Annotated in this window: 4 protein-coding genes, 18 tRNA genes and 1 rRNA gene; 22 read left to right on the forward strand and 1 reads right to left on the reverse strand. The window is 38.5% G+C overall.

What is annotated here, in order from left to right; translation table 11 throughout:
* The first annotated feature begins 55 nt into the window (after window positions 1-55).
* The 16 genes from ACZ11_RS22870 (at window position 56) to ACZ11_RS22945 (ending at window position 1,548) form a co-directional block, all read left to right on the forward strand.
* Window positions 56-132: transfer RNA gene (locus tag ACZ11_RS22870), tRNA-Asn, on the forward strand.
* A gap of 5 nt (window positions 133-137) precedes the next feature.
* Window positions 138-229, forward strand: a tRNA-Ser gene (locus ACZ11_RS22875).
* 30 nt (window positions 230-259) lie between these two features.
* Window positions 260-334: transfer RNA gene (locus ACZ11_RS22880), tRNA-Glu, on the forward strand.
* A gap of 16 nt (window positions 335-350) precedes the next feature.
* Window positions 351-426: transfer RNA gene (locus ACZ11_RS22885), tRNA-Val, on the forward strand.
* 25 nt (window positions 427-451) lie between these two features.
* Window positions 452-526 (forward strand) — tRNA-Met (locus ACZ11_RS22890).
* A gap of 4 nt (window positions 527-530) precedes the next feature.
* Window positions 531-606: transfer RNA gene (locus ACZ11_RS22895), tRNA-Asp, on the forward strand.
* A gap of 15 nt (window positions 607-621) precedes the next feature.
* Window positions 622-697: transfer RNA gene (locus ACZ11_RS22900), tRNA-Phe, on the forward strand.
* Window positions 698-706: 9 nt separating this feature from the next.
* Window positions 707-782: transfer RNA gene (locus tag ACZ11_RS22905), tRNA-Thr, on the forward strand.
* Window positions 783-792: 10 nt separating this feature from the next.
* Window positions 793-876 (forward strand) — tRNA-Tyr (locus tag ACZ11_RS22910).
* Window positions 877-889: 13 nt separating this feature from the next.
* Window positions 890-963, forward strand: a tRNA-Trp gene (locus tag ACZ11_RS22915).
* Window positions 964-979: 16 nt separating this feature from the next.
* Window positions 980-1,055, forward strand: a tRNA-His gene (locus ACZ11_RS22920).
* Window positions 1,056-1,089: 34 nt separating this feature from the next.
* Window positions 1,090-1,165, forward strand: a tRNA-His gene (locus tag ACZ11_RS22925).
* 17 nt (window positions 1,166-1,182) lie between these two features.
* Window positions 1,183-1,257: transfer RNA gene (locus ACZ11_RS22930), tRNA-Gln, on the forward strand.
* 6 nt (window positions 1,258-1,263) lie between these two features.
* Window positions 1,264-1,338 (forward strand) — tRNA-Gly (locus tag ACZ11_RS22935).
* Window positions 1,339-1,346: 8 nt separating this feature from the next.
* A tRNA-Cys gene (locus ACZ11_RS22940) sits at window positions 1,347-1,420 on the forward strand.
* Window positions 1,421-1,467: 47 nt separating this feature from the next.
* A tRNA-Leu gene (locus tag ACZ11_RS22945) sits at window positions 1,468-1,548 on the forward strand.
* 385 nt (window positions 1,549-1,933) lie between these two features.
* On the opposite strand, the gene ACZ11_RS22950 is transcribed toward ACZ11_RS22945, so the two are convergent.
* Window positions 1,934-2,254 carry a hypothetical protein gene (locus ACZ11_RS22950; protein WP_049668877.1) on the reverse strand — a complete coding sequence of 107 codons (321 nt, stop codon included), beginning with the start codon at window positions 2,252-2,254 and terminating at the stop codon, window positions 1,934-1,936.
* A 231-nt stretch (window positions 2,255-2,485) separates the two neighbouring features.
* On the opposite strand from ACZ11_RS22950, the gene thpR reads away from it, so the two are divergent.
* The 6 genes from thpR to ACZ11_RS22980 all read left to right on the forward strand — a co-directional run bounded on the left by thpR (window position 2,486) and on the right by ACZ11_RS22980 (window position 5,323).
* Window positions 2,486-3,046 (forward strand): RNA 2',3'-cyclic phosphodiesterase, encoded by a 561-nt coding sequence (thpR, locus tag ACZ11_RS22955; protein ID WP_049668878.1) that lies wholly within the window; start codon window positions 2,486-2,488, stop codon window positions 3,044-3,046.
* A gap of 217 nt (window positions 3,047-3,263) precedes the next feature.
* On the forward strand, window positions 3,264-4,298 hold the full coding sequence (locus ACZ11_RS22960; RefSeq protein WP_049668879.1) for an ABC transporter permease: 1,035 nt from the start codon (window positions 3,264-3,266) through the stop codon (window positions 4,296-4,298).
* A gap of 1 nt (window position 4,299) precedes the next feature.
* Window positions 4,300-4,945: ABC transporter ATP-binding protein (locus ACZ11_RS22965; protein WP_236690933.1), on the forward strand; the 646-nt coding region annotated here is incomplete at its 3' end.
* A 72-nt stretch (window positions 4,946-5,017) separates the two neighbouring features.
* Window positions 5,018-5,133 (forward strand): 5S ribosomal RNA (gene rrf, locus ACZ11_RS22970).
* Window positions 5,134-5,149: 16 nt separating this feature from the next.
* Window positions 5,150-5,226: transfer RNA gene (locus ACZ11_RS22975), tRNA-Asn, on the forward strand.
* A 5-nt stretch (window positions 5,227-5,231) separates the two neighbouring features.
* A tRNA-Ser gene (locus ACZ11_RS22980) sits at window positions 5,232-5,323 on the forward strand.
* Window positions 5,324-5,390 lie beyond the last annotated feature (67 nt).

Genomic DNA, 5,390 nt, shown 5'->3' on the forward strand with positions numbered 1-5,390 from the left:
TTGGGGGCTTCCCCCTGTGAGAGTAGGACGTCGCTAGGCTATATGATAAAATTATTCCGAAGTAGCTCAGTTGGTAGTAGCACCTGACTGTTAATCAGGTTGTCGCAGGTTCGAGTCCTGCCTTCGGAGCCATTCTTGGAGAGTTGTCCGAGTGGCCGAAGGAGCACGATTGGAAATCGTGTAGGCGGTTAACACTGTCTCAAGGGTTCAAATCCCTTACTCTCCGCCAGCACTTTAAGGATTTTTCATTCCAAACGATGGCCCCTTGGTCAAGTGGTTAAGACACCGCCCTTTCACGGCGGTAACACGGGTTCGAATCCCGTAGGGGTCACCATTTTTAATACCCAGATGGAGGATTAGCTCAGCTGGGAGAGCATCTGCCTTACAAGCAGAGGGTCGGCGGTTCGAGCCCGTCATCCTCCACCATTATTTAAATAAATCACCTTATTATCGCGGGGTGGAGCAGTGGTAGCTCGTCGGGCTCATAACCCGAAGGTCGTTGGTTCAAATCCGGCCCCCGCAACCAAAATGGTCCCGTGGTGTAGCGGTTAACATGCCTGCCTGTCACGCAGGAGATCGCCGGTTCGATCCCGGTCGGGACCGCCATTTTTTTAAAAATATGGGTCAGTAGCTCAGTTGGTAGAGCATTAGATTGAAGCTCTAAGTGTCGGCGGTTCGATTCCGTCCTGACCCACCATATTTTTTTGCCGGTGTAGCTCAGTTGGTAGAGCAACTGACTTGTAATCAGTAGGTCGTGGGTTCGACTCCTATCGCCGGCACCATGGCTTTTCCGGAGGGGTAGCGAAGTGGCTAAACGCGGCGGACTGTAAATCCGCTCCTTAGGGTTCGGCGGTTCGAATCCGTCCCCCTCCACCAGTTTTTTATTCATAGGGGCATAGTTTAACGGTAGAATAGAGGTCTCCAAAACCTTTGATGTGGGTTCGATTCCTACTGCCCCTGCCAATTAATTAATTTCATGGCGGTTGTGGCGAAGTGGTTAACGCACCTGATTGTGGTTCAGGCATTCGTGGGTTCGATTCCCATCAGTCGCCCCATTTAATTTAAAACAATAAAATATATAGTAATATGGCGGTTGTGGCGAAGTGGTTAACGCACCTGATTGTGGTTCAGGCATTCGTGGGTTCGATTCCCATCAGTCGCCCCATTTATATATTTAACTTTTGGGGTATAGCCAAGCGGTAAGGCAACGGATTTTGATTCCGTCACGCCCTGGTTCGAATCCAGGTACCCCAGCCATTTATTGCGGAAGTAGTTCAGTGGTAGAACACCACCTTGCCAAGGTGGGGGTCGCGAGTTCGAACCTCGTCTTCCGCTCCAATTATTATGGCGGCATAGCCAAGTGGTAAGGCACAGGTCTGCAACACCTTTATCACCGGTTCAAATCCGGTTGCCGCCTCCATAATTTATTTCTTAATCGGATTTTCCGATTTTTTTTATCTCCATTATGCCGGTGTGGCGGAATTGGCAGACGCGCACGACTCAAAATCGTGTTCCTTTGGAGTGTCGGTTCGACCCCGACCACCGGTATCATATTTAGTAAAGAATCCTTGATTACAAGGGTTCTTTTTTTGTTTGTAGAAAACATTTAAGATCCTCTCAAAATGTATTTTTTGAGAGGATTTTTTTATACGAACCATAGATTGCTTATACATAGTACAGAATTTTAAATAATATTAGTCTAAAACTCTTTTATATCATATGTGAATTTAAAATTTCAAAAAAAGCATTTCTCAAAATATGATCGAAAGCCAACAAAGATTGATTTGTATGCTTTTTTAATGAGTGATATGGTAGAAATCAATAATAACAAGGGGGTGACGAGATGAAAAAGTAATGGCGAGTTTGTTGCGTTCAATTTTATTTGTTGCTGGTCCATTTAGGATTATTAATAAAAGGTAGCATTAAGCTACCCTTAATTTATTTCACCACTTTCTAATTTTTTGTTTAAAGCTATATAATCCTTTTTGGAAAAGGTTACTGTTACTCTATCCAATCTATTTCCACCCGGATATAAAAGTAATTGCTGATTAAATTTTATACCTAAAGGTCCAACCGTTTGATAAATAAGATTTAGAATTTTAAAACATTCCAAATCTACTCCTTCTTTCAAATGATTTTTAATATTAATAGTAACCACATCTTCAACTTCAATAAATCTAGGTTTTCGAGGAGAAATATTGTGTGCTTTACAAAGTCTTTTTAGAAAATTTTGATAATAATCTTGTTGTTCCATTTAGACCACCTCTCTTTACATGTTATCATTATAAAGTGAGAAAGAATATAGAAATGAAGGTTATGGCTAACTCAGCTAAAAAGCAAAGTGGGTTATTTAAATGGAAAGAATGTTTTCCTTTTACCTGGGTAGTCTTCGCGGCTTTAGCATGAGTAGTAATGGTTAAATTATTGTAGGAAAAGACATAATGCCTGATAAGTAGCATTTACGATGAATAGAGAGGATATGATTATGAACAGACACTTTTTTATTGCAGTTCCACTTCCTTCATACATTAAAGCAGCTCTTAAAGTGAGATGTGAAGGAATGAAGACAGATTTTCATTTTAAACGATGGGTTCATCAGGAAGATTATCATATCACATTGGCTTTTTTAGGTCATGCGGATGAAGAGCAATTACAGGATGTGATGGTTGAAATGGAAAAAAATCTTCAGAATGTTCCTCCATTCGAATTAATAATTCAAGGATTCAATACTTTTGGAAGAAGAGAATATCCAAGAATTTTATGGGTGGATCTGCTCGAATCTGAGCAATTAAATTTTGTGAGAGACATAGTATACCGTGATTGTATTAAAGCTGGATTTGAATTAGATATGAAGCCTTTTACACCACATATAACTGTTGCGAGAAAATGGGATGAGGCATTCGGTAAATTTCTATTCGAAGAATTGCTAAAAGAAGAGTTTCAGCTTCCTGAATTTCCAGTGAAAGAAGTGATTTTGTACGAATCAAGGGTAGAGGAAAACCCGAAATATTATAAAAAGGCAGTTATTCACTTAGATGACCAATAAATCTGTAAATGTATGAAGTGGTTGGTTGCATAATGTACAGACAAAGGGAAAAAGCCTACTACTATAATAATGATGAATATTAGATCAGCTCGTAAACCAAAAAGAAAAGGTTTACGAGCTTTTTTGTTAAAAACATCTCACTTTTAATAATTAGTTCATCTTCCGTTCATTTAAGGATTTTATGATAAGGATGTAAAAAGGAATGGAGGAGTTAACTATGAATCTTGCATGGAAAGAAATTAAGAAGAATAAAGTAAGATTTTTAATATTAGGTTCGATTGTTTTTCTAGTTAGTTTTTTAACTTTTATTATTTCTGGTTTGGCGAATGGATTGTCACAAGATAATGCCGCTCTAATCAAGGATTTACCACAAGGTCAATTTTATATGAATAAGGATGCAGATCAAACTTATAATCTGTCAAAAATAGATAGCAGTACACAAAATGAAATATTGAGCAAAGAAAAAGATGCAGTAGCTTTTTCATTACAAATGGGCTTTTTAAATGATAAGGACAATAAGCAACAAAGCGTTGCCTTTGTTACATCTACCGAGTCAGATTTATTTGAAAATGTGAAACATAATGAAGTCGTATTAGATAGTTCAATGAAAGATAAAGGAATTAAAGTAGGAGATACATTAACGAATAATCAATTTAGTGGCAAGTTTGTAGTAAAAGGATTTGTCGACCAAAAGAAATATAGTCATGCACCTGTTGCCTATATTAATGAACAAGATTATAAAGAAATTTACCGTGTTGATGAAATGCAGATGATTTTCGCGCCAGACGGAGATTCTTCAAAAGAATTTGCTGGATTAGAATCATTTTCGAATAAAGAGTTTCTTAATACAATTCCAAGTTATAATGCAGAACAAATGTCTTTAAATATGATTGTTTGGTTTTTAATAGTCATTAGTGGGATGCTGTTTGCTATCTTCTTCTATATGATGAACGTTCAAAAAATTGGTTTATACGGAATTTTGAAAGCCATTGGTGTGAAAACGAGTAAATTATTCAAAATGATATGGACACAGATGGCTATCATTACAGTTATTTCACTTATTTTGTCGGTAGCCTTTAGCCAAGCATTTAATCTGATAGCGCCAAAAGGAATGCCTTTCACTTTAACAATTGCGACAACAACGCAATTATCGATTGTATTCTTAATTATTGGATTTATTGGTGCTACAATTTCAGGTATCCAAATTAAAAAAATTCAACCATTACAAGCGATACAGCAAGGAGAGGCTTAATATGACTTTATTTAAAATCGATGAAGTTAGAAAAACGTTTAAGAATGGCGAGATAGAGGAAGAAATACTTAAAGGCATAGATCTTTCTCTAAATGAAGGGGAAATAACTGCATTGGTCGGTGCATCTGGATCTGGTAAGAGTACACTTCTGACAATAGCTGCTGGACTTCAGCCTGCATCAGATGGGCACGTAATATTTGAAGGGAAAAATATGTCTATCATGAACTCTGAAGAGGTTCGAAAAGTACGAGCAAGTGAGTTTGGGTTTGTCTTTCAGTTTGCACACCTTGTACCTTTTCTTACAGTTGAGGAGCAACTACTGCTAATGCTAGATGTTTCGGAATCAAAATTAAAAAAGCAGGAACAAAAAAATGAAGTTAATCGAATCCTAAAATTAGTAGGGATGGATCATCGAAAAGTGGCTTATCCTTCGTCATTGTCAGGTGGCGAGAAGCAACGTATTGCCATTGCCCGAGCAATCATTCATAAACCGAAAGTTCTTTTCGCAGATGAACCAACAGCAAGCTTAGATTCACAAAGATCAAAAGAGGTTATGTTGCTAATTAGAGATTTGACTAAAACGTTAAACATTACTACTTTAATGGTGACACACGATGAAGAAATGCTTGCTTATACGGATCGTATTANGAAAGTTTTTCTTTAAAAAAGCTTGCAATTATAACAAGAATGTGTTATAATGAATCTTGTCTTTAAAATAGTCTAGTGATGATGGCAAAGAGGTCACACCCGTTCCCATACCGAACACGGAAGTTAAGCTCTTTAGCGCCGATGGTAGTTGGGGGCTTCCCCCTGTGAGAGTAGGACGTCGCTAGGCTATATGATAAAATTATTCCGAAGTAGCTCAGTTGGTAGTAGCACCTGACTGTTAATCAGGTTGTCGCAGGTTCGAGTCCTGCCTTCGGAGCCATTCTTGGAGAGTTGTCCGAGTGGCCGAAGGAGCACGATTGGAAATCGTGTAGGCGGTTAACACTGTCTCAAGGGTTCAAATCCCTTACTCTCCGCCAGCACTTTAAGGATTTTTCATTCCAAACGATGGCCCCTTGGTCAAGTGGTTAAGACACCGCCCTTTCA

Source organism: Lysinibacillus xylanilyticus, from assembly GCF_001183605.1.
In the GTDB taxonomy this organism is placed as follows: domain Bacteria; phylum Bacillota; class Bacilli; order Bacillales_A; family Planococcaceae; genus Lysinibacillus; species Lysinibacillus xylanilyticus.